Here is a 25,032-nt window from a genome sequence, read left to right on the forward strand (position 1 = left end):
TAACGAATAGAACGACACTCGAGTGGCAATAGTAGATTGCAAGAAACGAGGTGGTAATTTGCAATCGATTCAACAAATGATTCAAACTGTTTTAGAAAATCCGAAAGCAGTCGTATTAGCTATCATTGTGAATGTTGAGGGTTCTTCATATAGAAAAGAAGGTACATGGATGCTAATACAAGAGGATGGTAAGCGCATTGGTGTTATAAGTGGCGGCTGTTTAGAGAATGATATTCATGAACGAGCAAATGACTTGTTTAATACAGGAAAAGCAGAAATCATGCAATATGATTTACGTGCGGAAGATGACCTCGGTTGGGGACGCGGCATGGGTTGTAACGGTATAGTAACTGTATTCTTACGTGACATCGATTCCGATTATCGTAGCTTTCTTGATTTCGCGCAAAAGCGTTTACTAGCAAACGAGCCTATGTATATCATTCATTCCATAAAGAAATTCAACCAGTATGGATGTATAGATCAGCAAGGAAAAGTTTTCGGTACTATTGAATTGGAAATACCACAACTTTCAGATGAATTACTCCCTTTTCAAACGATTACTAATTCGCTCATAAACGATGATGACGTATTCTTTTTCCAACTAATTTGGCCACAACCTAAACTTTATATTGTCGGTGCAGGAATTGACGCACAACCGCTTGCCCATCTTGCCGAACGCGTTGGCTATGCAGTCCATCTCTTTGATTGGCGAAGTGAATTATGCAATAAAAAGAATTTCCCATCAGCAACTTCCTTTCATGTGGGAGACGTTGAAGAATTAATTTCAAACGTGCTATTTAACCCGCTAGATTCGGTTGTCCTTATGACGCATGATTTTCAGTTGGACGCAAAAATCATACAGCATTTGCTTCAATGCGAAACATTGTATATCGGGGTTTTAGGTTCAAAAGAAAGGACTGCACGCTTACTTGGTAAGAACATACCGAGCAAAATCCATTCACCGGTAGGTCTATCTATTGGTGCGGATGGTCCCGAAGAAATTGCAGTTAGTATCGTCGCAGAACTAATAGCGCAAAGGCAGGGGAAGATGCTTTGAAAATTGTAGGAATTTACTTAGCCGCTGGAAATAGTAGCCGAATGGGTAGACATAAATTAGCTTTGCCAGTAGGAATGCGGACTGTCGGCAGTTTGGCACTCGAAACTGCTTTACGATCGCCACTCGATGAAATCTATATCATTACAAAAGACACAGACCCTGTGGAGTGGCTATCTCCGCACATACAATTGAACTCTGCATGCACCATTATCAAATGTCCATCTTCACATAAAGGTCAATCCGAATCCTTACGACGTGGTATTCAACAAGCCCAAAAAAATTCGGCAGATGCTGTGATGATCTTACTAGCCGATCAACCGTTCATTACAGTTCAAATGATTACGAATATGATTAACTGCTTAAAAAGTAATCCGACTTGTCCATTCGTCGCTACTTCATTTGAACAAACGATTATGCCGCCTGTTCTTTTCACATCATCAATGTATCCAGAGCTATTAAAAATACGTGGTGACAAAGGGGCTCGTTCTATTCTTCGCGGTAAATTACTACAGAGAGGAATCTTATTACCTTGTACTGATAAAAGATTGGTCTTTGATATCGATACGAAAGATGATTATTTGGAGTTCAAAAAAATAGTAGCCACGAAATGATGTTCCTCTCTCATTTCGCGACTACTATTTTTAGTTTCCTGCTAGAAAACCTAATAACCGTTGACTGACACAGACTACTTATTAGTTCCTATTATACAGATCGACTTGTCCATTCTAATTCAGCTTCCTACTGTAATGGCTTTATCTCTGTTTTGTAACGTTGCTAAAATACTTAATGCTGCGAGGTAGCTAGTCTTCGGATTATTCGGCATCGGTTCGTTTTCAATCATCAAATTCATTTTCCCGAAATCTCCGATTGCTTCGATAGTATGTGTGTTACGTTTGATTTCGGGATCTGCAATGACACGTACTTTCGTTTGATCCGCACCAAGTCCTGCGATTGAAAGCAATAACGCAACATTGACGTTTTTAGGGAACTTTTCAATTGCATCAAGCGCCACCCCATCGAAAATACATTCCTCTACCGTCTTACGTTCAAGTCCCAACGATTCATATGATTTCCTAGTCGTAATGCCAACTTCTTTAAGACCACCAAGTGAATTCGCCGATTGCAAAAGATCTAATCCGCCAATCGCACCTGATGGCAAATAAATATGCTGACCAAAAGCACGCGCCACATCTTTCATTTCCTTCAAAAACTTGATATCTTTAAAAGCGCCTATACTACTAAGAATCAACTCTCTATTACTTTTCAAGACCTCTTCCATATAGTTAATTGCAACACCAATCGTTGCCGCCTCTACTACAATATCGATAGGAGAATCAAGAAATTCTTCAAAATCCGTATAGAATTTCGCTTTATATTGCGATTCTAGACGTCGCCCTACTTCTTGATTGCGACCAAATATCGATGTAACTTCACCCTCTAACCGTTTATTAGCATTAATACTTTCCAATACATATTGTGCAATATTGCCAGTTCCGATGATTCCAATTTTCATTTCATAACACCTCTTTCTTCATTATATACTTTTATAAGAAATCGATGGCTTTCTTTTTAAATACCCTATTTGTACATAAACAATATCATCATTGAATACTATGGTTTTGAGTGAAGATAGCAAAACATAGGAGGAATGCTAGGATGGCTGGTTATACAGATAACTATGAACGTGATACGTACGGCATTATCGACTTTTGGGTACGCAATAACTTTGAACATGGAGAGTTTTTTGACCGCGAGATCAGTCACCATGAACTAGCATTGGCACGCGCCAATCAGCAGATGATCGATCGCATGGGCAAGATTTTTAAGAAGACAGAGTCTAAAACGGGTGATATTGGGTTGATTATCGATGAAGCGGATAAGGCGACTGAAGAATTTAAGGATTTGCTAATCCATACGATGGACCGAGCATTGCGCTGTGATGTCATTATCTCTACGCCGACCTCCCTTCTGGACCATATGATACGTGAAGCTGAGGAATCACAAAAGGTCTTTAAATTAATCGAATCCAATGCGTATATTACGCCTGCTGATGCAACAATCCACGAAAGTAATTTCTGGTTGCGTCAAATGGTCGATCACCTAATTTTCATTAGTCACTATGTAGACGCATCTAATTATGAACTGCATGACCAAGTGCGAGCGATGACTAGAAAATTTGAGAATCTTTTACTGCAAGCTCAATCACTAAAGACGATTATTCGTAGACCACGCAATGAAGTATCACCCATTTTAAATACGTACAATCAAATGGTCATAAAAGAAACGAAGGCACTTGAAGCGTTTAAACTGGAGTTAAGTGAGCTGATTAAAAACTGTGCAGCAATTACAACCGCCCCACCTGATTTACTCGAGCATATTGCTAGAGAAGCGCATCACCTGTGGAAAAATCTGGAGGACCAGGTTGTTAACTAAAGTTTATTAAAACATGACTGGATGAGCGTGGGGACGGGTCCTATGAGCACGGAGACGCGGGCTATGAGCGCGGGGACGCGGGCTATGAGCGCGGGGACGGATTCTATGTAAAAAAGGTACTTGCAGGTTCATTCTGCAAGTACCTTTTTCATTCTCTATTTCACAACCGTCACAGGACAATTTACATGCTTCATCACTTTATGGCTGACACTACCTAACACCATTTCCTGAAACGTATTTAGACCACGGCTACCGATGATGAGCTTATCAATTTTCTTATCGTTTACATACTTGATAATTTCCTGACTCGGATTCCCTTTAAGCATAACAATCTGCGCTTTCACAGCCGAATCCCGGGCTAATGCTACAATCGGATGCAACTTCTGCTCACGTTCAAACGCTAGACTTTCCGGACTTTGCGACAACAGCCGCTCGTTCTTCGCCTTATTATGATCCTGCACATAAATGACCTCTAATTGCGCTTTCGGTAAATACTCCGCTAACATAATCGCATGTTTTGCAGCACGCCACGCATTTTCCGATCCATCAACCGCCACAGCTATCCTCATATCATCCACTCCCTCACAATAACTTTCCATACAATTGTTCACTTGAAGCATTCAAATTTTGAATGATTACGCACGAGCCTTTACTCTCAAGCTTTTGCTTTACTTTGAGTATCGCCCCTACTGCTGACTCGTCCCATAGCTGACTATCCTCGAAATCGATGATAACTTCTTTGCCAGTCACTTGATCAAACGACTGAATGAATTTTGTCGTGGAAGCGAAAAATAAGGGTCCTTTTATTTTATAAACTCCTGCTTCATTTGTAACAGTGACACGAGAAATCTTTGCGACGAAGAATAGTGCACTCAAGATAACACCAACGACGACACCAATTGCCAAGTTATGTGTATATAAAATAATTGCAACAGTAATCAACATAACCACAGATTCCGATCGTGGTGCAGACTTTAAAAACTTAAATGATCCCCAGTTAAATGTCGTCATAGCTACCATAACCATAACACCTGCCAGAACTGGCATTGGAATTTTGACAACGACATCGCCCAATACAATGATTAAAAACATTAAGAACACGCCGGCTGTTAACGTAGACAAACGGCCACGACCACCTGATTTAATATTTATCACTGATTGTCCAATCAACGCACAACCTGCCATGCCACCAAAAAATCCAGTGATGAAGTTGGCAATCCCTTGTCCACGCGCTTCCCGATTTTTATTACTCGATGTATCCGTCATATCATCCAATACTTGCGATGTTAGCAGCGACTCCAATAAACCAACAATCGCCAGCGCTAGTGAATACGGTAAAATGATTTTCAACGTCTCTAAATTCAACGGAATATCCGGTAAGAAAAACGTTGGTAACGAATTCGGCATCGTGCCTAAATCACCAATCGACTGCAACTTCACCCCGCTAAATAAAGCAATAGCCGTCATCACGACAATGGCAATCAGCGGTGCTGGAATAGCGGTAAAAAAACGTGGCACCGCATAAACCAATATTAACGTAACAATTGCGAATACATAAGTCATCACGCCAGAGCCAACCAAGTATGGCAGTTGCGTCATAAAAATCATAATCCCAAGCGCATTAACGAACCCTAGCATGACCGAATTCGGGATAAAGCGCATTAGATTAGCGACTCCAAATCCGCCTAAAATTAATTGAATAATACCAGTTAAAACGGTAGCTGCGAGCACATATTGCAAGCCATGATCCGCCATCAAACTGACAAGCACTAAAGCCATCGCGCCCGTTGCGGCAGAAATCAGTCCCGGTCGCCCTCCTACAAATGCAGTAATGACCGCAATGGTGAATGAAGCATAGAGCGCCACACGCGGGTCCACACCGACAATGAACGCAAATGCAAGTGCTTCGGGTATAAGCGCTAGACCGACGACAATACCCGCCAATACATCCGCCCGCACATTACCAAACCATTGCTGTTGTAAAGTATGCATATAGTTCTCCTCTCATGATGTTAAATCACTCAACCTAATGTTAGAATGTCAATAGCTTATCATTTATCGTCCCGCAAGTGAATAGTTTTGGGACATAGGAGGCAAAAAAAAATGAAGTATGGATATATTCGTCCAACTGTAGAAGACCAGCAAAGCAAAAAGCAATTACTGACAAGTGAGTTAGATAAGATTTATAGAGAGACACACGGACTAGCTAAAAAAAGGATTGAACTGGAAAACTTGCTTATGATTGCTCATCCAGGCGATGAACTATTCATTCAAAACATTGAAGTGTTAGCTGATTCTTTGCAACAGTTGCTAGACATTTTACGTTTAGCAGAGCGCGATCAAATTACGATACACTTTATCGATGAACAGATAACGAACAAGACTATTCAAACATCTACACTGTTAAAAAATGTAGAGTATTTCACTGAATTACAATCTACTTTTTTTAGTCATTCTTCAACTTTTTCTCTCCAAGCTGCTAAACAGCAAGGTAAGTTGATCGGCCGCCCGCGAATCTCTGATGATAACCTTCAACGCGCATTTACTATGTACGATAGTAAATGTTATTCACTTTATGAGATTAAAGAAGAAACTGGAATAAGTAAGTCTACATTGTATCGGTATTTAGACGAGCGTGCTACACAAAAACCGGATGATAAAGAGTAATGTTTTTTCATCCGGCTAACATTCATCAACATGCTCCTAAAGTGACATCCTCGGCCAAAGTACCCACAGTAAATTTCTGCTACATCAGAGACCGCAACGAATGCATTTTTACTCACATCACATTTAACTTCTTTCATTTTACTATTCTCCCAATGAAGGGAATGACTGCAAGATGTAGATATAAAAAACAAATACAACACTATACCTCGACATTTTCATACGAATACACTACATGACTGAATAATTTAATGATGAAACTCAACTGAACTTTTCATCATACATGCCACGGAACACATTTAAACTTTAATCATAAAATCCATAGCCAACACATTACAGACTTTATAACTACAACTAGACTACTAGTTAGGAAAAAGGTATAATATAATTATAAAATAGATATCGAGTTGGACTAGGAGTTGTGATAAATGTTAAATAGATTTAAAAGTATCCGCAGTAAACTATTGACAGGTTTTTCTATAGTTCTACTACTAATTATTCTACTAGGGGCTTTTATATTTACTACTTTACAAAATAATAATGAAGCGACTGAAGCTATATTAGAAAAAGAACTACCCTATCTAATTGCAGATGAGCAGCTATCATTTCATATGGCAAATCTAATCGCTACATCACGCGGATTTATTCTGACGGGTGAAGCTAGCTATAAGGAATTATTCAATCAATACGCAGAAGATAGTGAAAAACATCAAGAGACCATCAAAAGAATCGGAACTACAGAAGAATCATTGGAATTAATGGACAGAATGGTTCAGTGGAGAGAATACATCACCGAAAATGTATTTGCTGAATATGAACGAGGCAATGAAGAGGCCGCGCGCCGTTATCTTTTAGCTTCGAACGATGATGCACGCTTTCTAATGGCTTCTTATGAACAAGCAGCCCTAGACCGGGAAAAAAACATTATAGATATAGAAAAGGACTTACTAGCGACTGGTAAATCTACATTGATCTTAGTGTCTAGCATCATAATTCTCGTCATTCTGTTAAGCATCGCAGTGGCATTGTTTACTGCGCATTCCATCTCCAAACCGCTTCGTACCGTCATGGAACGGATGAAACAGATTGCAGGTCGGGATTTAAGCAACCCTCCTTTAGAAACGAAGTTACAAGATGAAATTGGCCAATTAATTGGTTCTACTAATGAAATGGGTCAGAGCATGTATGATTTATTGGATGAAATCAATAAAGTTGCTGAAACGGTTTCGGCTCAAAGTGAAGAATTGACTCAATCAGCAAATGAAGTCAAAGCCGGAACAGCTCAGATTGCGATTACTATGGAAGATCTCGCACACGGTACAGAATCCCAAGCAATGAACGCTAGTACTTTATCGTCTGCCATGGAAACATTCGCATCAAAAGTAATGCTTGCCAATGAAAACGGCGACTATATTCATCGCTCGTCAAACGAAGTACTTGATATGACGAATACAGGAAGTAAGCTAATGACTTCTTCATCTGAACAAATGACTGTTATTGATAAAATTGTTCACGAAGCGGTCATTAAAGTAGAAGGACTGGACAAGCACACACAGCAAATTTCCGAACTCGTTTCTGTTATTCAAGGTATTGCTGGTCAAACGAATCTATTAGCATTAAATGCTGCAATCGAAGCAGCACGCGCTGGAGAACACGGCAAAGGCTTCGCTGTAGTGGCTGATGAAGTAAGAACCCTTGCAGAACAGTCCGCTGTCTCTGTCACCAATATCACAGAAATCGTTAAGCAAATCCAAGCTGAATCCAGTTATGTAACAACTTCTTTGCGAGAAGGTTATAAAGAAGTAGAAGAAGGAACGAACCAAATTGAACGAACTGGTGAAACATTCGATACAATCAGTGTCGCGGTAACCGAAATGGTCAATAGGATCCGCGCGGTATCAGATGATTTACGGGATCTTTCCGAAAACAGTCAAGAAATGAGCGGTGCGATCCAAGAAATCGCGGCCATTACACAACAATCCGCTGCTGGCGTTGAAGAAACGTCAGCTTCCTCTGAACAAGCAAGCAGTGCTATGGAGGAAGTAGCTAATAACTCAAGTGATTTAGCTAATTTGGCAGAAGAATTAAACGTACTTATACAGAGGTTTAAGTTGTAATATCTAAAAAGCGTCTACTCCAATGAACAGGGGTAGACGCATTTTTAATTTATTCTATTCTAGAAAGTTTACTTTGTACAACACCTCTATTCATTGGAATTACAAAACAGCCAGTGCGTGAGACGATGCACTGACTGTTTTATACTCCACATTATTTTACTTCTATTTGTCCCATCATTCCGTTGTCCTCGTGTTCTAAAATGTGACAATGGAACATATATACACCTTTATGCTTAAACTGTACTGCAAGTTTCACTTTCTCACCCGGATGAACAGCTATACTGTCTTTCCAGCCTTTTTCATTATCTGCAGGTTCCACTCCATCTCGTGAAATGATCTTAAACTGCGTACCGTGAATATGGAATGGATGAATCATACCGCCCATCATATCTTTCTTATTGTAAATTTCCCATACTTCCGTGACTCCTTGCTCTTGGGTAAAATCAATTCTTTTAGGGTCAAATTTCTTGCCATTGATCTCCACATGATCCATCATGCCAAAAAGCTCAATATGTTTAGTAACTTGCATATTTTTTTCTTCTTCAGTTACTGAAAAATCATTTAGTTCTTCTGTTAAGTTTGTAACTTCTGCTTGTTGATCTACCAATTCAAAAGGTAAAAGAATGGATCCATCTTCATTTATTAGCGCCAAGTCATTTGACGTGTTAAGCTGCGCAAAATCAACCACTATTTCCGCTCGTTCAGACGGTGTCAACGTTACTTCGTTTAATATAACTGGTTCATTCAAGAAACCACCATCCGTTGCAATTTGAACAAATGAATCTCCTGTATTCAATTTAAAAGTGTAATTTCTTGCATTCGATCCATTAACCAAACGTAGTCGTACTTTTTCTTTAGTAACTTTCAACTTGGGATTTATCGTACCATTGATTAATAACGTATCACCGATGGTCCCGTCGTCATTCATGACTGCTTTATAATCTAATTGCTTTTGATCATTGAACGTTCGATCTTGAAAAATCAAAGGAATGTCGTTTTTTCCATACTCATTAGGTAGCTCCAATTTAGTTGAATTGTCATCTTCAATGTATATCAGTCCTGCAAGACCTTTGTACACTTGTTCAGATGTCTTTCCCTCCGGGTGTGGATGGAACCATAAGGTAGCTGCTTCTTGTGTAACTTCAAATGTTATTAACTCTTTTTCACCTGGGCTAAGCGTTTTATGCGGTCCACCATCTGCTTCACCTGACACTTCCAACCCATGCCAATGAAATGTTGTTTTCTCATCCAGTTCATTGATCGTTTTGATTGTTACCGTTTCCCCTTTTTTAAATCGAAGAACGGGTCCTAAAAAGTCACCATTGTATCCGAGTGTTGCTGTCTCTATACCATCAAATATTTCCACTTTTCCTCTTTGCGCCTTAATCGTATAATTGGTTGCTTTTTCTGTATCACTTGTTAACAAAGGTGGTATATTTACGTCATTTTCACCTGTAGAATCATGCAAACTCACTACGTTATCATGACTCATATGTCCATTGTTCATTGATGAACCGTCCATCATGGAATGATCCATTTCCTCGCTGTCTTGATTCATCATAGAATGATTCATCTCATCAGCCGGCTGTGCGTCGTTACTGCAACCACTGATTACTAGAATACTCATTAAAAAGGCAGTGATCTTCATTTGTATGCTCATCAAAATATCCCCTTTACTATTATGTTTTCAAGGATAGTATAGCAAGAATATATGAAAAAACTATGCACATAGGTGTCCACTTCCAAAGAGTATAGTATACTTACATTTTCAAATGCAGAAAAGCAAACAATCCATGAAAAATTTCCATGAAGTGTTCGCTATTCACATTTATGCTACAAGCCCTCTTAAAAACCCATAAATCCGCTAAAGAATGGACTAAGCCATATAATAATGTAAGTTAATCCGTCAAAAAATAATATGAAACCTAGCACAATCATTATATAGCCGCCGACCTTTGTTATAAGGCGGTTATATTTTTGAATCCATTTAACACGAGTAATGAAAATTGATAAAAGTAAAAACGGAATGGCAAAGCCGAGAACATATACAATCATGTACCATATTCCAGACCCTGGATTTTGAGTTGCCATTAGGAATACTGCTCCTGTAATCGGTCCAGTACACGGGGTCCATCCTGCCGCAAATGCCAGTCCAATCAGAAATGTTCCAAAATAACCAACAGGTCGGTTTTTAAATTGCAACTTTTTCTCTTTCATTAAAAATGTGGGAGTAAAGAATCCTAGAATCATCAGTCCGAAGATGATAATGAAAATTGCCCCAATTTGACGCAGCAAATCTTGGTACTGATAAAAGAATGTACCAACAAGCGATGAGCTGTATCCCAGAAAGATAAAGATAACTGAAAACCCTAACAAAAAAGTAATAGTATGTGTTATTCCACTTCTTTTAATTTTCACCTTATCTGATGTCATATCATTTAGTGACATCCCCGTTATATAGGAAATGAAAGCTGGATATAACGGTAGCGTACAGGGAGATACAAAGTTCAAAAAACCGGCACCGAAGGCAAGGAACAAGTTAATATCCGCAAGCATCTATCATAAGCCCCTTTCAAAAATATTAATTACAAACAATAGGCGTTACATGAAGAGAAATTAGATGCCATACTAACTGCATCTCACATTCCCCAATAAGTGACTGTGTCTAGCAAACCAATTACGATGAGTATAACCCCCGCCACTCGCTGTACCATCCTTCCGACTTTCATGCTGCTTTTCATGACAAGCCTTTTCGCATCAACTATCCAGATAAAGAAAAATAAAGCTAGCAATGGAATGGATGTAGCTATACCAAAAACAGCAGGCAACATAAACCCATATGAAGTAGCTGCAACAAGGGGCATTAACCAGAAGAAAAATAGTACAAACATTGTTGGACAGAAAGCCAAAGAAAAGCTAACTCCTAATAAGAAGGAGCCTACCTTCCCATTTTTTATTCGAACAGGGATGTACTGTGTAACTTTATTTAGAAACTCTAGTTTCAAGACGCCAAGTAAGACTAGTCCAGTAGCGATAATGAGTGGACCAATTATTTTACGAAATAACGAAAAGTAATCAATCAAAGCACTTTGGAATGTCTCTCCCAAGAACCAGACTAGCAATCCTAACGAGCTAAAAACAACAACTTTTCCTGCTATAAAAGAAGTAACTTCCGCTAGATTTTCTTTTAACTGGATGGACCGATTCCCATATAAAGTAATGGCACTCATATTCCCAGTTAGTTGACAGGGGGCTACAGCACCTAGCAATCCTAAGAGTAATGCTACAATAACAGGATTATTTTCGAACGATAAAAGTAAGGTATTCACCGGTTCCGTGATGAGTTGACTTATACTTGATAAAAAACTATACAAAGTAGATGGCACCGCCCTTATTATTTCATCAGCAAACCTTCTTTAGCCAGTTGGTTCCACGTATCTCCTTGATCTTTCGTTACATATATATCATTGCTATGCGTTGCTATCACTAGCTCTTTCTCATTCTCCGGATTAACCGCAATGAAAACAATTGGATTCATTGCTTGATCTGGTATCTGAATAGAGGTTGTCTGATTACTGTCGGTAGTGAACCATGTAAGCGCCGTTTTTTCATTTTCATAGCTTGAATAGTAACCTCCGTGATCAGTCAATATTGTATAAAGAGTCATTTTATCAGTAGAAATACGCTCAAAATTCTCCCCATAATCTTTCGATAAAAATATTCCATCTTTACTTCCTATAGCCATCACATTTTCTAATGAAGGGTGAGCCGCTATATTAGAAATGAACTCTGAATCGAAACCATTCATAGCTGCAACCTCCCATGTAGCTCCCTCATCTACTGTATAATGAAGACCTCGTGACATTCTATTTGTCGGCATCTCGTTTATTACATAAATAGTATTAGAATCATACCCTGCTGCTAAGTAATGAAAATCTATTTCTCCATAAAAAGCTAATTTTTTGAAACTAGCTCCTCTGTCAACGCTCTTAATCAAGCCTAGTGGATTTTTATAAGCAGATCCGGGTTCTGGATGGCCACTTGAGAAAAAACCATCTTGAACCGCTTGGAATCCCATATAATCATGCTTTTCTTTATTCGCTTCTTTCCATCCCTCTTTACTGTATTCATAAAGCCCATCATGTGTTGAAATTACTAGGTTAGGCCCTCCGTTTATATACCCTAAGCCATGTAGATGTTCAAAGGTATCGTTCTTTACTTCGCCGAACATATAAGACTCAGCTTCCTTATTACATGCTGATAACATCACTGTAAAAGTCAGTAAACCGACTATATACTTTATTTTCCCTCGCATATTTTTCACCTTTAACTCCATTTGTATCCTATCCCCCATACTGTTTTTAGGAACTCCTCATTGGGAAACCCTGCACTTTTTAATTTATCTCGTAAGTTTCGTATATGTGAATCGACTGTTCGAATATCGGTATACGTATCGTAATCCCAAGCGGCATGCATCAACTGTTCTCTTGTTAACGTTCTCTTTGGCTGTGAAATAAGTGCATCAACAATGTAGAACTCTTTTAACGTCAGTTGTACACTTTTTTCTTTGTAGTGTAATGAATAGGAATCTTTATTTAATATAAAGTCACCACAGATCGTGTTTTCCAAATGCTTATCTATGTTCTGATAACGTCGCAATACAGCATTCACTCTCGCAATAAGTTCACGCTCATCGAATGGTTTTGTAATATAGTCATCCGCGCCTGATTCTAACCCTTTTACTAAGTCTCTCTTATCTGTTCTTGCTGTAAGCATGATCACCGGGACATTTGAAAGTTCTCGTATTTCTCGACAAACTTCCCAGCCATCCTTATTCGGCATCATAATATCAAGCAGTACTAAATCTACCTGCTCTTTTAGTAAGCGAGCCAATCCTTCTGTTCCATCCTCTGCTTTTATACACCGAAAATCTTGAGGTGCTAAAAATAGCTCAAGTAAATCTAGCATTCTGCGTTCATCATCAATAAGTAAAATTGTCCGCATCTGCTTATCTCCTCATCGTTTAGATTTTAATTGTGAATGTACTCCCTTTTCCTACTTCACTTTCCACTTTAAGAGTTCCACCATGAGCTTCAACAAGTTCTTTCACAATGGCCAGACCTAACCCGGACCCACCGTATGTTCTGGAACGGGATTTTTCGACACGATATAGCTTGTCGAAGATCCTATCTATTTCACTGGATGGAATTCCTATCCCTTCGTCCGTTACCGATAGGATAGTTTTTTGTTGCTGCTGATAAATATCTAGTGTTACTGTCGTCTGTTCATCTGAGTATTTCAATGCATTGTCCAGCAAGTTCAAAACAATTTGCTCTAAACGAATCCGATCCGCAAAAAGTTGAAAATCCCTTTCACATCTCATATGCAACGCGATTTTTTTCAAATTAAATGATGGTGCAACGAGTCGATCCATATCTGCTATAAATTCCTGTGCAGAGAAATGACTTTTTGTTATCGTAAATGTGATTTCATCCATTTTCGCTAATTCCATCAAATCCTTTACTAAATCCTTCATTCGATTGGATTCTTCTGCAATAATTTGTAGATAATGATTTCTTTCTTCTTCCGATAACCCTTCTCTCATCGCCACTTTCAGATAACCTATTAGATATGTAAGTGGTGTGCTCAACTCATGAGAGACAGACGCCAAAAACTCATTGCGCTCCATCTTCATTTTTTCCAGGTCTGTCGCCAATTTCAAAATCGCTACCGATAGTTCTCCAAGTTCGTCATTGCCGGCTTCCGGAAGGCTCACATCAAATTTCCCCTCACTCAGTCGCTCTGTCGCTTCCTTCATGCGAATCAAGGGACGAGTGAGTATTTTAGACAGAATTAAATAAATGACCAACAAGATGATAATACTCGCTCCACCGGCAAGTCCGAAATGTTGATTTAACTTACGGACTAACTTTTCAATTGGCTGGCTACTTTGAAACATCACAACATATCCGGACTGACCTACTTCTGTTTTGTAGGGATGTACACTCGCAATGTATGGAGAGTCTCCCCACTCCGGTATAAGTATTCGATCGGTTTCATCTGTTTTGTCAATTAATGATAAAGTTGAAGAATGGCGCTCTATATCCCCAACCGAGCTACGAATCACTTTGCCATCCTCATCCGTAATGATGACTTCCCGATCTTTTCCTGCTTCCATTAGTACAATATGTGCGATCGTTTTGTCAGAATAGTAGTCTTCCAAGACATTTCGATGATTGCTGCCACTTGCTAGTAAACGTGAATATTCTTCGTCTACTCTTGCGTGAATTATATTTTGATGCAAATAAATCATTAATATCGTTTCAAGTATTAGGAAAGTACTAATAAAATAAGCAGCTAACTTTTTAGAGATTTTATTCATACAAACCACCTCATGCTTTCAGTATAAAAAAAGAATATGAAAAAGATGTGCAGTTTTGTTTTAAGCCATAGAAATCGTTAGACTCCATGTCGTCTTTGTGTCTGCATTCACTATATTATGCTTGTATTATCGACAACACTTTCGAAAAGAATAACACGTATCTATTCTAGCCGGAATATTATTGAAAGCATAAATAGAAGTAGCCCGGCATCTTATTTGATGCCAGGCCATTACCATTCTATACGCTATAGTCATTACAATCGAGACTTCGACGGCTTTTTCAGCGGACTTTTATCCAATAAATATGAAATATACGTCGCATCCTTACCTAAGCGCAGATGAGAATTATTCAGCAGAACAGCAAGATTCTTCGCATCGTCCAGCGCTCTATGGGCTTGTTGTACGTTAATTTGATGAGCCCTCAATAATTGCTGTAGCTTACCGTTTTCAAAACCATAGTCTTTCCATTTGATCTGTCGAACGGAGCAATACCAATCCATATCTCCTGTTTCCGGCAAGAGTCTGCTAACAAAACCTCTATCGAAACTCGCGTTATGCGCAACAATCCCATCCGCACGATCTAAAATAGACAGTATTCTATCCATATCGAGCGATTTCCCTCTTACCATTCGATCAGTAATGCCCGTAATATTCGTGATTGTTGAAGGTATTGAGTAAAAAGGCTCCTGAAATTCACAATATTCATCAGCTACCCTGACGATTCGATTAGTATCAAATTCGCCAAGCATAATCCCTAACTCTATCACTTCGCTAGTTTCTGCACTCATTCCTGTCGTTTCCACATCTATGAATGCTATATGTTTAGTCATGAAAGGACTCCTTTCGAGTTACCTCTAATCTACTAGTTTAGAGTGACTATATTCCGTGACTTATTATGTCATCATGACTTGTAACCTTTAAAACATCATGCACCTAAAGTACATATTGATCCCCGAAAGCATCGTATTTCACTTGAGTATTTATTCTTTAAAGTCTGCATTTATCGTTACTTCTTTCCACTCAGCCATCTCTTCTAGCAAATGCGTGAATTTCTCGTATGCCAGTTCATATGCGGCAACGCCAAGTAATAATCGTAAAGGCGGATTTTCCGATTGTGCCACCTGCAACACAGCTTCCGCTAGCTTTTCAGGATCTCCTTCTTCTGTTCCGCTAGGTCGTTCAATTCGTTTTCCTACTGTTTCTTGATAGTCATCAATAGCTGTTTGTGTACGGTTAGCTGAACGTCCAGCCCAGTCCGTCCGGAAAGCGCCAGGCTCGATAAGTGTTACCTTTATTCCTATAGGTGCCACTTCTTTCGCTAGACTTTCAGAAATACCTTCTACTGCATATTTCGTTGCATTATAGTATCCGACTGCGGGGAATGATGCTAGTCCACTAATAGAAGAGAAATTAATAATATGGCCAGACTTTTGGTTTCTCAAATGTGGTAACACTTCATTCGTCACCGCCATCAATCCCCAGAAATTAATTTCGAACATCTTTCGCGTTTCTTCTTCTACACTTTCTTCAACAGAACTAAAATAGCCGATTCCAGCATTGTTCACTAGCACATCTATTCGACCAAATGACTCTATCGCTTGATCAACTGCTTCTTTCACTTGTTTTTTGTCTGTTACGTCTAGCTTTAGTAATTGAACATTTTCCGGATGAAGTTCTTGTAGATCACGTATGTGTTCAACACTCCTAGCAGTGGCGACTACTTTATAGCCCTCTGCAATTACTTTCTTTGCAATTTCTCGACCAAATCCAGTCGAGCAACCTGTAATAAACCAAACTTTTGAGTGTGTCATATAATCTCTTCCTTTCACATTCGTCATACTAAATACTCTACCATAATCAGCAGTTAAGTCCTTCAAAGACGGTGTATCTTGTTCGTAATGATACTAACTATATTAGACAAAAAGCTTATCCGAAAAATTCTATGACTTTTCGGACAAGCTTATACGTTACGAACATTCTATTTTACTATTGTTACAGAACAATTGACATGCCTAATCACTTTTTGACTTACACTACCTAGTACAAGTTTCTGAAGTGTATTCAGTCCGCGGCTACTTAATATTAAATGGTCGATTTCATTTGCGTTCACATGCTTAATAATTTGTTGTTGGGGATTGCCTTGCAAAATAGTGACCTTCGCTTCCTTCCCATCACCCTTCACCAATTTCAAGGCAGGTTGTAACTTCTTCTTTTGATATAACGATAGACTATTGGGGCTCTGTTTTAATAATCTTTCATCTTCCACCTTGTTAAAATCCACCACATGAATAACTTCTAAATGAGCTTTTGAAAACTGTTGAACAAGCATAAGTGCATACTTTACAGCACGTAGTGAGTTTTCAGAGCCATCTACCGCTACAGCAATCTTCATGATTCGGCCTCCTTACTGCTACATTTCTCGAACTTCACTTTCTCTTCTAGCACCGGCTACCAACAACATCTGCTAATGGACTACATACATTCATCCCAAGGCATAAGGAACAAATCGATTTAGAGTTCATTCTAGCAACTTCTATCTTCAATGCCAACTAAGAACTACGAAATTTAATATGTAATTTAAAGAAATGTATATTGAAGCTGTACTTATACGTATACATCTTAATGCAGATAAAAATTACAGTTGAACGAATACGTTCTATCGTCTTTACATCATTGATTGTCAGTTTCCTTAGTATTGCAGTAGAAAATAAGGCTGTCGAGATTGTCACATGAATATTCTTCGACAGCCGTAATCTATTTAACGATCGTCCCGGACAATTTTCCCGCTCCATCAATTTCCTGCATCGTATTCAAACCACGACTGCCTAGCACTAGATGATTTCCCCAACAGGATGTTTCTATAACAGGTTGCACAATTTGCTCTTGATACAATGACAAACTCTTAGTATTTCTATTCGCTATAGTTTTTCACTCTGTGCAACATCTCTACAAATCCACTCTGCTGCACCTTGAAGATTGGGAAAAGCAGCATCTGCTAGAGGATCGGAATTTCCAATGAAGACTGTTTTCATCCTTGCCTTCTTACCCGCCACAATATCCGTATCAGTATCCCCAACCATATAAGATAAAGCTGGATTCACATTATATTTCTTAGCTAAATTATCGATCAATTGACTATTTGGTTTACGACATGCACACCCCGCCTTTGGCTTATGTGGACAATACACAACGTCATCGATGATAGCACCTTCTTGACGAAGCACCTTCTTCATATGGTCATGAATTTTAATAAGTTGAGACTCTTTCATATAGCCGAGTCCTACCCCTCCTTGATTTGTGACGACGAATACATAATCGAATACCGTATTCAACTGTTTAATCGCCTCTGCAACACCAGGTAATAAATATAACTGTGTTGGCTCATTAACGAACTTCACTCGCTCCGTCAACACTTCATTAATCACACCATCACGATCTAAAAAAACGGCTTTTTTCATGTAATTTCACTCCTGACATATTATAGGTCTACTCAACAGGTTCTCCTATACTACTGCCTTTATACAAATAAAGAAAACGTCAGCCGTATCATACGACTGACGTTATTAAATATATTTTTTCATTTGATTAAGCCAATAATAATCGATTAGCCAGTAGTCGTCCACGAACTAAAATCCCCGCGTATGCTGCAAGAAATGCTTTGATTACACCGCCAATTAGGAATGGCACAAAACCAGCCATAAACGCCGCTGTCCAAGAAAGCTCCGCGATAAACTTCAACCATACCGTACCGAACGTCAATGCGACGAACATTCCAATCACATTCGCAACCATAGCGTGCGAAAACGTAAAACTCGTACGTTCCATATAATAACCTGTGATGAATGCTGTCGGTATGAACCCGATTAAGTATCCGCCGGTCGGTCCAAATATAACTCCTAATCCTGAAGACATACCCGAAAAGACAGGAATCCCTACCGCACCCATCGCTAAATATACGAGAACCGTAATCGTTCCGTAGCGTGAGCCTAGTATCGTGGCGGCTAAACCGACTGCCAATGTTTGTCCTGTAATTGGAACGAGTGGTAATGGGATTGTTAACTGTGCCATTACACCAATAATCGCTGCGAATAATGCCGAAACAATCATCATACGAAGTTTAGATCTTGAGTGTATCATTCTATGTAACCTCCTTTTGAGTAAACCACATTATATATAATGTTGACATTCATTTTATCCCATGGGAATTTTAGTGTCAATGTGTTAAAAGGTTTTTTACAGCTTCTCTTCTACTTTCATTTGTAATAAGAGAAAAGAAGCGTGACCGTATGGCTGACAAACGTTTTGAAGTTATTGAAAACAAGGGAAGTTGACACAATTTCAAGTGATTCGTGATAATCAGACCGGTGTATTGTATATGTCCTATAGCGTTGCTTATTGTTTAACCTTGACGGTTATGGTTGATCAGTGAATTATTCTCAATTAAATAATCCCTGCTTTGAGTAATTTTTCAAACTCAGCAGGGATTATTTACGATATTCCTATATATTTTTCATTTCATACATCGATCTATCTGCATGTTGAACTAACATTTCAAAGCTCTCACCATCGTCTGGATAAACAGCTATGCCAATCGATGCGTCAATCGAAGTAATGGGTTCCATATTCAAATTAGTCAATTGCTTTTTTAAGTTGCTAACGTACTCTGCTTGAAAACCTTCTTTAACATTCGGAATGACATGCACAAATTCGTCGCCTCCCCAACGTACAATGAGATCACCGCTTTTCGCATTCATTTTTATAAGATCAGCAACGCGTCGTAGCAATTCATCACCTTTTTGATGACCATATGTATCATTTACAACCTTAAAGTCATCCAGATCAATCAAGACAACGCCAAGTTTTTTTCCTGTACACCTACATGCGTAAGCCTGCTTTTTAAATGCTTTATCAATGGTTCGCCTATTATACGCATTTGTTAGTGGATCTTTCTCGGCATAAAATCTAGCCAAGTCATACTGCCAACCACCGATCCAAGCAACTATTGAGAAAATGGCTGTTAAAATAAAAAAGCTTGGTTCAAACAGATATCCCAAATATTGATGGTAATAGTAATACCGGATCACATTAAACAGAATAACAACCCCAACAGAAAAAAACCTTCCCCTATAACTCATACATACTCTCCAAATCTGACTGTCTTTATTCTAATTTTAACATAGATGAATTAGACTAGAAATGATTATCGTTTTTAAGAAACAAGATAAGAGATTTAGCTTTGATACTATATCCTGGACGTCCAAAAGACTGACTATAAAAACGGCCAACCAACCCATTTGACATACACTCCCTAATCGAAGTGACCTATCAATTAATAGAATGTAACTCGTTTATTAGCATCTCATACACGAAGCGAACCGCGGAATCCCCTAGCCGCATAGTACGATTCTGCTCCATTATGATATACAAAAATCGTATCGTAGCGACGATCACAAAATAGTGCCCCTCCAAGTTTTCTAATATCAGCAGGTGTTTGCACCCAGCTCGACGTTTTCTTATCAAACTCTCCAAGCCGCTGAAGTTCCCGGTATTGTTCTTCCGTCAACAGCTCAATCCCCATCTTCTCTGCAAGTTTCATTGCATTATGCTCGGGTTTATTTTTCTTCCTAGACTCCAGCGCTTTCAAATCATAGCACGTACTTCTACGCCCAATAGGACTCTCTGCTGAACAATCGTAAAAAATGAATTCATTAGTTGTTTCATCGTATCCTACAACATCCGGCTCCCCGCCTGTTTCTTCCATCTTACTAAGTGACCACATTTTTTCGACATTTGTTTCAAGCTTCTTTTGTACGTTTTGCCATTCGATATTTATGTGGCGGGTCGTATTTTTCTCAAAACGTTCTTGTAAAGTTGTAAGTAGTTGCTCTTGCTGTTCTATTGCTAACTTTTTTGTGCTATTAGTCATGTTGAATTCCTCCTAATGTTTTCATAACTATCAATTAAATTATTAATATGCACTACTAAGATTATCATGAAACAATGAAAAAGATACCTGATCCACGTACTAATCAAAACTACTATCAGAAACTTTCCCACTAGCATTTCAATAAAGGTAAAATAAGTAACTAGAGGAGTCCGCTATGTTTGTATACTTATTATAAGTGTTTATCGTAAATGTTAAAGTTTGTGGTGCACAAGGATTAAAAAATGCCGAACATTACTCCCTTGCTTCTGTCTCGGAGGCCATTGTTGTGACAGCAACATGTGATGTACGGGTGAGCCGATTATCTAAATATATGTAAAGAGCCTGTGCAACAGCGTATGGATTATACGCTGTTGCACAGACTCTTTTTAATTTAACTGAAAATGATCTGGTTTAGTAAAGTAATTGTTTCACTGGCTCAACATCAAACGATAACCATTTACTTTTTTTCTACAATCTCCATACCCTTTTGATCCAATAAATATTGAAGTCCTGCACGGAAATTTGTAAAAGCACGTATCTGATTAAAGTTATCCACTTTCGATAAGATCAAATGTTGCGCAAAAGCAGGTGAGAATCCTACAAAGATTGTTTCAGTGCCCATCAACTTTAATACACTGACTAATTCATTAATCTTTTCACTTAAATTATCATACCCCATGTTCTCTTCAACTTCGAGCGTGCTAATGTCGGTAAAATCAATGATAACCGTGAGAATATCATTGGAAGGTATTCTTCGAACGATTTTTTCTTGGATCAGCATAAAACGCTGAACTGACAGAACTCCAGTAAGCGGGACTAATATCGTGTCTGGCACGATAGAAGGGATGATTGGTGCAGACAATTCCTCAATTAGCTTTTCATAAACAATGATTTTCTCTTTAAGTGCTATAATTTCTTCTGTTGTATCTTGTACTTTGTTCATAGTAGTTCCTCACCTTTTCCATTGAAACTGTATATTGATATCCGTAGTTTTTTATACATTTAGTATAACACAGTTCGCTTTTTTTGATTGTTGCAAGCCTACGTAAAGTATATATAAAGGTCATTTTATTGAAGAATCTATGCTACTCTATATATACTTAACGCAATCATTACTTTAAAGAGAGAAGGAATAATTCATGGCACTATCCAACCGGTTACAAAAGCTACCTCCACATTTCTTTACTTTACTATTAAAAAAAATAGAAAAAGCAATGGCAGATGGTAGAGATGTTATTAATTTAGGTCGAGGGAATCCTGATCAGCCGACACCTCCGCATATTATTAAAGCATTGCAGGAAGCAGTAGAAGATCCCGCGACTCACGGCTACTCTCCTTTCAGAGGGACACTTGAATTAAGACAAGCAGTTGCGGAATATTACCTGCGCGAATATGGTGTCACCGTTGATCCCGAAACAGAAGTTGCCGTGCTTGGCGGTACAAAGATTGGCGTCGTAGAGCTACCGCTAGCGATTATGAATGAAGGCGAATTACTACTGTTGCCTGACCCGGGATATCCGGATTACTTATCAGGAATCAGCCTAGCAGATATACGTTTTGAGACTATGCCTTTGCTAAAGGAAAACGGATTTTTCCCCGATTATGACGCATTGCCGGAAGATCAGAAAAAAGATGCAAAACTGATGTATTTAAATTATCCAAGCAATCCAACAGGCGTCACAGCAACACCAGACTTTTATGAAAAGACCGTCGCTTTTGCTAAAGAACATAATATTGCTGTCTTACAGGATTTTGCGTATGGGGGCATTGGCTTTGAAGGTAAGAAGCCGATTAGCTTTTTACAGACAGAAGGCGCCAAAGATGTCGGCATCGAGATGTTGTCTCTTTCTAAAATGTATAATATGGCGGGATGGCGTGTCGGCTTTGCTGTCGGAAACTCCGAAATAATAGAAGCGTTAAATATATTACAAGACCACTTATTCACAAGCATCTTCCCAGCAGTTCAGCGCGCAGCCATTGAAGCGTTGACAGGTCCGCAACAATGCGTCGACGAGTTAATTGCGCTCTATCAAAAACGTCTCACTGTATTGCTGACAGAATGTGAACGCATCGGTTGGAACGTAACAGCGCCTACCGGTTCATTTTTCGCATGGCTTCCTGTTCCTGAAGGATTCACAAGCGAAACCTTCGCTAATTTATTATTAGATAAAGCAGATGTCGCCGTATCAGCAGGAAATGGTTTCGGCATGTACGGTGAAGGTTATATCCGCGTCGGTTTACTCGAAAGTGAAGAACGCCTACAAGAAGCAGTTCGTCGCATTGAAAAGCTCGGATTGTTTAAATAAAACGTTATATGTACTAAGCCTCCCTTTCATTCCATTGTCTTTGGAATTGAAACGGAGGCTTATTCGGTGTGATATTCTGGAAACTTCTATAACAATCCTTGAGTAGATTTCAAGTCGTCGAGCAACGCACGTACTTCATCAGTTGTATTGGTACTCATCAATTCATTTCGCAATTCAGCTGCTCCCCGGAACCCTTTTACATAAATCTTGAAAAAGCGACGGAGTGGTTTGAAAAGACGCGGTTCAAGTTCTGTTGAATATTTATCGAAAAGATCAAGATGAAGACGCAATAAATCAAGCAACTCTTCACTGCTATGCTCTTTTTTCTCCGTTTCAAATGCGTATGGATTCGCGAAGATCCCTCGTCCGATCATGACGCCATCTACACCATACTTTTCAACAAGCTCTAATCCCATTTGACGATCTTCAATATCTCCGTTGATCGTCAACAGTGTATCAGGTGCTACTTCATCACGAAGCTTCTTAATCTCCGGGATTAGTTCCCAATGCGCTTCCCCATTGCTCATTTCCTTCCGGGTGCGCAAATGAATCGACAAATTGGCGATGTCCTGCTCCAATACATGTCTCAGCCAGCCACGCCACTCATCCACATCCGTATAGCCGAGACGCGTCTTCAAGCTGACAGGTAATCCTCCAGCCTTTGCTGCTTGTATAATTGCGGCTGCCGTTTCTGGGTGATTAATCAAACCACTGCCCTTGCCTTTTGCCGCTACGTTTGGCACGGGGCATCCCATATTAATATCCAATCCTTTAAACCCTAGCTCTGCCATCCCAATACTCATATCTCGGAAATGGTCAGGCTTATCTCCCCAAATATGTGCAACAATCGGCTGTTCGTCTTCTGTAAACGCTAAACGTCCGCGTACACTAAAGATCCCCTCTGGATGACAAAAACTTTCTGTATTCGTAAACTCCGTGAAAAATACATCTGGACGCGCAGCTTCGCTCACTACATGGCGAAAGACAACATCTGTTACGTCCTCCATTGGTGCTAATATGAAAAATGGCCGTGGTAAATCACGCCAAAAGTTATTACTCATTGTTGTTTTCAAATCCTCTCATCATAACTTGCATCGTGCGTACGTGATACGGATGCCAGTCATACCATTATACAAAAAACGTCAGCATATTCCACTATCTTTGGCATGAAGTGTTGAAACAATGTTGAATTAATACAGCTCTTAGTATTTGATTTTCTATGGTATGATAGAGTCAAATTTTTCTACGATGGAGGATATTATGAAAAAAGTTGCTGTTATACAGGATCTATCATCATTTGGTAAGTGCTCATTGACGGCTGCCATTCCCGTGCTTTCCGTAATGGGTGTGCAAGCATGCCCATTACCAACAGCTATTCTTTCTGCACAAACAGAATACCCCAGTTTTTTCTGTGAAGACCTAACGGCTAATATGCCGATGTTCATAAAAGAATGGCATAACTTACACGAACATTTCGAAGGGATACACACAGGCTTTATAACCGGGAAAGACCAAATTAGCCATATCCTTAATTTCCTAGACATATTCCATAAAGAAGATACTACGTTGCTTGTAGATCCTGTAATGGGCGATACTGGAAATGCGTATACAAACTTTGATGAAGAACTACTCGCGTATATGAAAGTTTTGGTCAAGCGTGCAAATATCGTAACACCAAACTTGACCGAGTGTTGCCTTCTGACCGGATTATCCTATAGCTCCCTCAATCGATATGTAGATGAAAAAGACTTTTTAAAGAAAATAGAAGAAACCGGACTACAACTAGCGCAAGAGACCGGTGCACAGATCATCATCACAGGAATTAATCCGCCAACCGGACCGACGAATACACAATCAATTGGCAATATGTACATCGACAGTAAACATTCCATCTATAGCTCTATTCCGTATAACGGCAGAAGTTACTCTGGCACGGGTGATTTATTTGCATCGGTCATGATGGGAAGTCTTATGCGCGGCGAAACTCTTACCCAGGCAATCCAGCTAGCAGAAACTTTTTTGACTGCTGCTATACAGGACACTCACTTAGAAGACATACCTACCATAGCGGGGGTTAACTTTGAGAAGTTTTTACGTATGTTGTTGTAAAGATTAAAAGGTACCGGATCCCCGGTACCTTTTACTTA

26 protein-coding genes are annotated in these 25,032 nt (G+C 39.2%); 8 read left to right on the forward strand and 18 right to left on the reverse strand.

Going from position 1 to position 25,032, the window contains the following annotated elements:
- The first annotated feature begins 58 nt into the window (after positions 1–58).
- Both CSV79_RS04385 and CSV79_RS04390 read left to right on the forward strand, forming a co-directional pair.
- A complete protein-coding gene (locus tag CSV79_RS04385; protein WP_099687815.1) occupies positions 59–1,057 on the forward strand; it encodes an XdhC family protein in 999 nt (332 codons plus the stop codon).
- The gene (locus CSV79_RS04390) at positions 1,054–1,668 is read left to right on the forward strand and encodes a nucleotidyltransferase family protein (protein ID WP_099687816.1); all 615 of its coding nucleotides are present in this window, start codon (positions 1,054–1,056) and stop codon (positions 1,666–1,668) included. Before CSV79_RS04385 ends, CSV79_RS04390 begins: the two co-directional genes overlap by 4 nt.
- Positions 1,669–1,787: 119 nt before the next feature.
- On the opposite strand, the gene nadX is transcribed toward CSV79_RS04390, so the two are convergent.
- Entirely contained in the window at positions 1,788–2,570 is a 783-nt protein-coding gene (gene nadX / locus CSV79_RS04395; protein ID WP_099687817.1) for an aspartate dehydrogenase, read from the reverse strand.
- Between the two features lie 143 nt (positions 2,571–2,713).
- On the opposite strand from nadX, the gene CSV79_RS04400 reads away from it, so the two are divergent.
- Positions 2,714–3,490 (forward strand): DUF2935 domain-containing protein, encoded by a 777-nt coding sequence (locus tag CSV79_RS04400; RefSeq protein ID WP_099687818.1) that lies wholly within the window; start codon positions 2,714–2,716, stop codon positions 3,488–3,490.
- A gap of 155 nt (positions 3,491–3,645) precedes the next feature.
- Here CSV79_RS04400 and CSV79_RS04405 read toward each other — a convergent pair whose 3' ends face one another.
- Together CSV79_RS04405 and CSV79_RS04410 are read right to left on the reverse strand one after the other, a co-directional pair.
- Entirely contained in the window at positions 3,646–4,059 is a 414-nt protein-coding gene (locus CSV79_RS04405) for a universal stress protein (RefSeq protein ID WP_099687898.1), read from the reverse strand.
- Between the two features lie 13 nt (positions 4,060–4,072).
- Positions 4,073–5,482 carry a SulP family inorganic anion transporter gene (locus CSV79_RS04410; RefSeq protein ID WP_099687819.1) on the reverse strand — a complete coding sequence of 470 codons (1,410 nt, stop codon included), beginning with the start codon at positions 5,480–5,482 and terminating at the stop codon, positions 4,073–4,075.
- A gap of 111 nt (positions 5,483–5,593) precedes the next feature.
- On the opposite strand from CSV79_RS04410, the gene CSV79_RS04415 reads away from it, so the two are divergent.
- Complete coding sequence (locus CSV79_RS04415; protein ID WP_099687820.1) at positions 5,594–6,157, forward strand: recombinase family protein; 564 nt, start codon at positions 5,594–5,596, stop codon at positions 6,155–6,157.
- Positions 6,158–6,582: 425 nt separating this feature from the next.
- Positions 6,583–8,271 carry a methyl-accepting chemotaxis protein gene (locus CSV79_RS04420; protein ID WP_099687821.1) on the forward strand — a complete coding sequence of 563 codons (1,689 nt, stop codon included), beginning with the start codon at positions 6,583–6,585 and terminating at the stop codon, positions 8,269–8,271.
- Between the two features lie 151 nt (positions 8,272–8,422).
- Here CSV79_RS04420 and CSV79_RS04425 read toward each other — a convergent pair whose 3' ends face one another.
- The 11 genes from CSV79_RS04425 to CSV79_RS04475 form a co-directional block, all read right to left on the reverse strand.
- Positions 8,423–9,931 (reverse strand): multicopper oxidase family protein, encoded by a 1,509-nt coding sequence (locus tag CSV79_RS04425; protein ID WP_099687822.1) that lies wholly within the window; start codon positions 9,929–9,931, stop codon positions 8,423–8,425.
- A gap of 185 nt (positions 9,932–10,116) precedes the next feature.
- Entirely contained in the window at positions 10,117–10,827 is a 711-nt protein-coding gene (locus CSV79_RS04430; RefSeq protein WP_099687823.1) for a cytochrome c biogenesis CcdA family protein, read from the reverse strand.
- Positions 10,828–10,910: 83 nt separating this feature from the next.
- Positions 10,911–11,645 carry an urease accessory protein UreH domain-containing protein gene (locus tag CSV79_RS04435; RefSeq protein ID WP_099687824.1) on the reverse strand — a complete coding sequence of 245 codons (735 nt, stop codon included), beginning with the start codon at positions 11,643–11,645 and terminating at the stop codon, positions 10,911–10,913.
- A gap of 20 nt (positions 11,646–11,665) precedes the next feature.
- Positions 11,666–12,607, reverse strand: coding sequence for a F510_1955 family glycosylhydrolase (locus CSV79_RS04440; RefSeq protein WP_233201365.1), 942 nt, complete (start codon positions 12,605–12,607; stop codon positions 11,666–11,668).
- Positions 12,598–13,275 carry a response regulator transcription factor gene (locus CSV79_RS04445; protein ID WP_099687825.1) on the reverse strand — a complete coding sequence of 226 codons (678 nt, stop codon included), beginning with the start codon at positions 13,273–13,275 and terminating at the stop codon, positions 12,598–12,600. The genes CSV79_RS04440 and CSV79_RS04445 overlap by 10 nt, the downstream gene beginning before the upstream one ends.
- 19 nt (positions 13,276–13,294) lie before the next feature.
- Positions 13,295–14,653 carry a HAMP domain-containing sensor histidine kinase gene (locus tag CSV79_RS04450; RefSeq protein WP_099687826.1) on the reverse strand — a complete coding sequence of 453 codons (1,359 nt, stop codon included), beginning with the start codon at positions 14,651–14,653 and terminating at the stop codon, positions 13,295–13,297.
- A gap of 254 nt (positions 14,654–14,907) precedes the next feature.
- Complete coding sequence (locus tag CSV79_RS04455; protein ID WP_099687827.1) at positions 14,908–15,483, reverse strand: exonuclease domain-containing protein; 576 nt, start codon at positions 15,481–15,483, stop codon at positions 14,908–14,910.
- Positions 15,484–15,633: 150 nt separating this feature from the next.
- Complete coding sequence (locus CSV79_RS04460) at positions 15,634–16,464, reverse strand: oxidoreductase (RefSeq protein WP_099687828.1); 831 nt, start codon at positions 16,462–16,464, stop codon at positions 15,634–15,636.
- A gap of 167 nt (positions 16,465–16,631) precedes the next feature.
- Entirely contained in the window at positions 16,632–17,045 is a 414-nt protein-coding gene (locus CSV79_RS04465) for a universal stress protein (RefSeq protein ID WP_099687829.1), read from the reverse strand.
- 526 nt (positions 17,046–17,571) lie between these two features.
- On the reverse strand, positions 17,572–18,111 hold the full coding sequence (locus tag CSV79_RS04470; RefSeq protein WP_099687830.1) for a D-glycero-alpha-D-manno-heptose-1,7-bisphosphate 7-phosphatase: 540 nt from the start codon (positions 18,109–18,111) through the stop codon (positions 17,572–17,574).
- Positions 18,112–18,238: 127 nt separating this feature from the next.
- A complete protein-coding gene (locus tag CSV79_RS04475; protein ID WP_099687831.1) occupies positions 18,239–18,790 on the reverse strand; it encodes a biotin transporter BioY in 552 nt (183 codons plus the stop codon).
- Positions 18,791–18,995: 205 nt separating this feature from the next.
- On the opposite strand from CSV79_RS04475, the gene CSV79_RS17050 reads away from it, so the two are divergent.
- Entirely contained in the window at positions 18,996–19,082 is an 87-nt protein-coding gene (locus tag CSV79_RS17050; protein WP_233201370.1) for a DUF6440 family protein, read from the forward strand.
- A gap of 70 nt (positions 19,083–19,152) precedes the next feature.
- On the opposite strand, the gene CSV79_RS04480 is transcribed toward CSV79_RS17050, so the two are convergent.
- The 3 genes from CSV79_RS04480 to CSV79_RS04490 form a co-directional block, all read right to left on the reverse strand.
- Positions 19,153–19,788 carry a GGDEF domain-containing protein gene (locus CSV79_RS04480; protein WP_099687832.1) on the reverse strand — a complete coding sequence of 212 codons (636 nt, stop codon included), beginning with the start codon at positions 19,786–19,788 and terminating at the stop codon, positions 19,153–19,155.
- A gap of 224 nt (positions 19,789–20,012) precedes the next feature.
- Positions 20,013–20,579 (reverse strand): DUF4256 domain-containing protein, encoded by a 567-nt coding sequence (locus CSV79_RS04485; RefSeq protein WP_099687833.1) that lies wholly within the window; start codon positions 20,577–20,579, stop codon positions 20,013–20,015.
- A gap of 457 nt (positions 20,580–21,036) precedes the next feature.
- On the reverse strand, positions 21,037–21,522 hold the full coding sequence (locus CSV79_RS04490) for an STAS domain-containing protein (RefSeq protein ID WP_099687834.1): 486 nt from the start codon (positions 21,520–21,522) through the stop codon (positions 21,037–21,039).
- 196 nt (positions 21,523–21,718) lie between these two features.
- Here CSV79_RS04490 and CSV79_RS04495 point away from each other — a divergent pair, with 196 nt between their 5' ends.
- Positions 21,719–22,885: a pyridoxal phosphate-dependent aminotransferase gene (locus CSV79_RS04495; protein ID WP_099687835.1), complete on the forward strand. Its 1,167-nt coding sequence runs from the start codon at positions 21,719–21,721 to the stop codon at positions 22,883–22,885.
- A gap of 86 nt (positions 22,886–22,971) precedes the next feature.
- On the opposite strand, the gene CSV79_RS04500 is transcribed toward CSV79_RS04495, so the two are convergent.
- Positions 22,972–23,946, reverse strand: a complete 975-nt coding sequence (locus tag CSV79_RS04500) for a tRNA dihydrouridine synthase (RefSeq protein WP_099687836.1) — start codon at positions 23,944–23,946, stop codon at positions 22,972–22,974.
- Between the two features lie 199 nt (positions 23,947–24,145).
- On the opposite strand from CSV79_RS04500, the gene CSV79_RS04505 reads away from it, so the two are divergent.
- Positions 24,146–24,994, forward strand: coding sequence for a pyridoxamine kinase (locus tag CSV79_RS04505; RefSeq protein WP_099687837.1), 849 nt, complete (start codon positions 24,146–24,148; stop codon positions 24,992–24,994).
- Positions 24,995–25,032 lie beyond the last annotated feature (38 nt).

This window comes from Sporosarcina sp. P13 (genome assembly GCF_002743055.1).
In the GTDB taxonomy this organism is placed as follows: Bacteria; Bacillota; Bacilli; order Bacillales_A; family Planococcaceae; genus Sporosarcina.

Excerpts from the sequence above, each read along its gene's own strand:
- nadX (WP_099687817.1), bottom strand. The coding sequence starts at position 2,570 with ATGAAAATTGGAATCATCGGAACTGGCAATATTGCACAATATGTATTG.
- CSV79_RS04400 (WP_099687818.1), top strand. The coding sequence starts at position 2,714 with ATGGCTGGTTATACAGATAACTATGAACGTGATACGTACGGCATTATC.
- CSV79_RS04405 (WP_099687898.1), bottom strand. The coding sequence starts at position 4,059 with ATGAGGATAGCTGTGGCGGTTGATGGATCGGAAAATGCGTGGCGTGCT.
- CSV79_RS04410 (WP_099687819.1), bottom strand. The coding sequence starts at position 5,482 with ATGCATACTTTACAACAGCAATGGTTTGGTAATGTGCGGGCGGATGTA.
- CSV79_RS04415 (WP_099687820.1), top strand. The coding sequence starts at position 5,594 with ATGAAGTATGGATATATTCGTCCAACTGTAGAAGACCAGCAAAGCAAA.
- CSV79_RS04420 (WP_099687821.1), top strand. The coding sequence starts at position 6,583 with ATGTTAAATAGATTTAAAAGTATCCGCAGTAAACTATTGACAGGTTTT.
- CSV79_RS04425 (WP_099687822.1), bottom strand. The coding sequence starts at position 9,931 with ATGAGCATACAAATGAAGATCACTGCCTTTTTAATGAGTATTCTAGTA.
- CSV79_RS04430 (WP_099687823.1), bottom strand. The coding sequence starts at position 10,827 with ATGCTTGCGGATATTAACTTGTTCCTTGCCTTCGGTGCCGGTTTTTTG.
- CSV79_RS04440 (WP_233201365.1), bottom strand. The coding sequence starts at position 12,607 with ATGGAGTTAAAGGTGAAAAATATGCGAGGGAAAATAAAGTATATAGTC.
- CSV79_RS04445 (WP_099687825.1), bottom strand. The coding sequence starts at position 13,275 with ATGCGGACAATTTTACTTATTGATGATGAACGCAGAATGCTAGATTTA.
- CSV79_RS04450 (WP_099687826.1), bottom strand. The coding sequence starts at position 14,653 with ATGAATAAAATCTCTAAAAAGTTAGCTGCTTATTTTATTAGTACTTTC.
- CSV79_RS04455 (WP_099687827.1), bottom strand. The coding sequence starts at position 15,483 with ATGACTAAACATATAGCATTCATAGATGTGGAAACGACAGGAATGAGT.
- CSV79_RS04460 (WP_099687828.1), bottom strand. The coding sequence starts at position 16,464 with ATGACACACTCAAAAGTTTGGTTTATTACAGGTTGCTCGACTGGATTT.
- CSV79_RS04465 (WP_099687829.1), bottom strand. The coding sequence starts at position 17,045 with ATGAAGATTGCTGTAGCGGTAGATGGCTCTGAAAACTCACTACGTGCT.
- CSV79_RS04470 (WP_099687830.1), bottom strand. The coding sequence starts at position 18,111 with ATGAAAAAAGCCGTTTTTTTAGATCGTGATGGTGTGATTAATGAAGTG.
- CSV79_RS04475 (WP_099687831.1), bottom strand. The coding sequence starts at position 18,790 with ATGATACACTCAAGATCTAAACTTCGTATGATGATTGTTTCGGCATTA.
- CSV79_RS04480 (WP_099687832.1), bottom strand. The coding sequence starts at position 19,788 with ATGAGTTATAGGGGAAGGTTTTTTTCTGTTGGGGTTGTTATTCTGTTT.
- CSV79_RS04485 (WP_099687833.1), bottom strand. The coding sequence starts at position 20,579 with ATGACTAATAGCACAAAAAAGTTAGCAATAGAACAGCAAGAGCAACTA.
- CSV79_RS04490 (WP_099687834.1), bottom strand. The coding sequence starts at position 21,522 with ATGAACAAAGTACAAGATACAACAGAAGAAATTATAGCACTTAAAGAG.
- CSV79_RS04495 (WP_099687835.1), top strand. The coding sequence starts at position 21,719 with ATGGCACTATCCAACCGGTTACAAAAGCTACCTCCACATTTCTTTACT.
- CSV79_RS04500 (WP_099687836.1), bottom strand. The coding sequence starts at position 23,946 with ATGAGTAATAACTTTTGGCGTGATTTACCACGGCCATTTTTCATATTA.
- CSV79_RS04505 (WP_099687837.1), top strand. The coding sequence starts at position 24,146 with ATGAAAAAAGTTGCTGTTATACAGGATCTATCATCATTTGGTAAGTGC.